General features: G+C 71.4%; 4 protein-coding genes. All 4 read right to left on the bottom strand.

The window, feature by feature from the left end:
• Positions 1 to 75: 75 nt before the first annotated feature.
• A complete protein-coding gene (locus tag I5E_RS20355) occupies positions 76 to 798 on the bottom strand; it encodes an amino acid ABC transporter permease (protein ID WP_261975012.1) in 723 nt (240 codons plus the stop codon).
• A gap of 4 nt (positions 799 to 802) precedes the next feature.
• Positions 803 to 1,624, bottom strand: a complete 822-nt coding sequence (locus I5E_RS20350) for an ABC transporter substrate-binding protein (RefSeq protein WP_022908600.1) — start codon at positions 1,622 to 1,624, stop codon at positions 803 to 805.
• A gap of 84 nt (positions 1,625 to 1,708) precedes the next feature.
• The gene (locus I5E_RS20345; protein WP_022908599.1) at positions 1,709 to 2,206 is read right to left on the bottom strand and encodes a cupin domain-containing protein; all 498 of its coding nucleotides are present in this window, start codon (positions 2,204 to 2,206) and stop codon (positions 1,709 to 1,711) included.
• The coding region (locus tag I5E_RS20340) for an amidohydrolase family protein (protein WP_031263312.1) at positions 2,203 to 2,535 on the bottom strand (333 nt) is incomplete at its 5' end. The genes I5E_RS20345 and I5E_RS20340, both read right to left, overlap by 4 nt.

Below are 2,535 nucleotides of genomic sequence, written 5' to 3'. Positions count from 1 at the left end.
CCCGAGCATCACTAGGATGTGTGCACGACTCCCCCACGCCCTGGAGGTCCTGTGGCCCAGCTCCTGGTACTCACCTCAGCCGCGCCCGGCGACGTCCTGCCGAGCCTCGGTCTGCTGAGCCACCGGATCCGCCACGTCCCCGCCGAGCGCGGGGGTGACCTTGCGGATCGCCTGCGGGAGCACGACCAGGCGCAGGGTCTTCGCGTGCGACAGCCCCAGCGACCGGGCCGCGAGACGCTGCGACGGGTGCACGGCCTCCATGCCGGCGCGGAGCACCTCGGCGATGTACGACGAGTACGTCAGGATGATCGCGATCGTGCCCCAGACCTCGGCGGGCAGGCGGGGGAAGACCCCGAGCCCCGGGATCCCGTAGCCGACCAGGTACAGCACGATGATGAGCGGCAGACCGCGGAACAGGTCGGTGTACCCGGTGGCGAGCATCCGCAGCGGGAAGAACACCGGACTCCGCAGACCCCGGACGACGGCGAGCAGCGTGCCGAACACGGCGACGCCGATCGCGCTGAAGAACAGGATCCGGATGTTCAGCCAGAGGCCCAGCAGGATGTCGGGGAACGAGTCGATCGCGGTCTGCGGGTCGAAGAACGACTGCTGGACCGCGGCCCATCCCGGGGTGTTCACGACGCCGAAGTAGACGACGGCGACGACCACGAGCGTCGACACCACGGACACCACGAGCGAGCGCCGCCCGCGCTGGCGACGGTACAGCCGACGCTCCAGCTCGACCTGGCTCGGCGCGGATGCGGCCACCGGGGACCCGGCGCCTGCTGGCAGGCTCACGGAGCTACTTCAGGACCGGGGTGCCGGTCTCCGAGGAGAGCCACTTGGTCTGCAGGTCCTCGAGCGTGCCGTCCGCCTTGAGTGCCTTGAGTGCCTTGTCGACCTTGCTCGTCAGCTCGGAGCCCTTCGGCAGCACGAAGCCGAACTGGTCGCCGGAGCCGTCCGCCGGGAACTGCGCCGAGACGGTGCCCTTGCCGTCGAGCTGCGCGCCGGACATGTAGAACGCCGTCGGCAGGTCGGTGACGATCGCGTCGATCTGGCCGGACTTGAGCGCGAGGATCGCGTCGTCGTTCGAGTTGAAGACCTGCGGGGTCACACCGAGGACGTCCTTGACGCTCTGGATGCTCGTCGAACCGGTCGCGACGCCGATCGCGTCCTGCTTGAGCGCGGCGATGGTCGTGTCGCTCGCGGCCTTCGAGGACTCGGTGGTCACGACGGCCTGGGTGGTCGTGTAGTACGCGGTGGACATGTCGACGGCCTTCTTGCGCTTGGCGTCGATCGAGAACTGCTGGATGTTGAGGTCCCAGTCCTTCGGACCCGGGGCGATCGCACTGTCGAAGGTGCTGCGCTTCCAGACGACGTCGGACTTCGCGTAGCCCATCTCCTTCGCGACGGCGTACGCCACGGCGGCCTCGAAGCCCTTGCCGGACTGCGGCTTGTTGTCCTCGACCCACGGCGAGTACGCGGGCTGGCCGGTCGCGATGGTGAGCTTGCCGTCGGTCACGGTCCCCGCGGGGTTGCTGCTGCCGGTCGAGCACGCGCTGAGGGCGAGGGCGGCGACCGCGGCGGTCGCGACGGCGATGGTCAGGCGGAGGGATCGGGTCACGGTCGGGCCTTCGTGCGAGGGGGTGGGGGGCAGGACGAAGTGTACTTCGCGGTGGGATACCAACGCGAAACGGATGTCTCGCGACTACTCGGCGAGCGTGAAGTCCTCGAACGAGAACCCGGGCGACACCAGGCAGCTCAGCAGCACCTCGCCTTCGCCGGGCAGGGTCCGCTGCCAGACCCCGCCGCGGACGAACGCCTGCGCGTCGTTCACCCGGTCGCGTCCGGCGTCCGGGCCGAGCGTGATCGTCGCGCCGGGTTCCGGCTGGTCGCCGTCGCCGCCGAGCTGCAGGTCGACGGCGTCGGGTCCGTGCCACATCCAGATCTCGTCGCTCGTCACACGGTGCCAGGCGGACGCCTCACCCGGCGGCAGCAGGAAGTGGATCAGGGTGGCCGCGGGGCGGTCGCCGGCGGGCGTCGACACCGTCGCGGGCGAGGTCCAGGTGCGGACGTACCACCCGCCCTCCGGGTGCGGTTCCATGCCGAGGGCGACGGCGCGCTTCGGCACGTCGAGCCACTCGATCAGCGTGCCGTCGACGGTGCGACGGGCGGCCATGCCGGGGCGGGGTGCGGTCTCGGTCACGATTCCTCCAGGGGACGTCCAGGGGTGGTGGGCACGGCGGTGAGCGCGCCCTCGACGGCGCGGACCGTGCCGCGGACGACGGTCGCGACCGCGCGGCCGGCACCGTCCTCGACGAGTTCGGCCAGCGCGTCCGGCACGGTCCGGGCGTCGACGTCGAACACCGCGAGGTCGGCACGGGCCCCCACGGCGAGGTGCCCGATCCGGTCCGGCCCGACGGCGAGCCCCATCGCGTGCGCGCCGCCGAGGGTCGCCGCGGCGAGGAGCCGTTCGTGCAGGTCGCGGTGTCCGTAGCCCTGGGCGCGGGCGATCCGGTGCAGGGCCGTCACGTC

This window comes from Curtobacterium sp. B18, from assembly GCF_000333375.1.
GTDB lineage: Bacteria > Actinomycetota > Actinomycetes > Actinomycetales > Microbacteriaceae > Curtobacterium.
The sequence above is the reverse complement of the archived record's forward strand: the minus strand, read 5'-3'. Positions and strand labels throughout refer to the sequence as shown.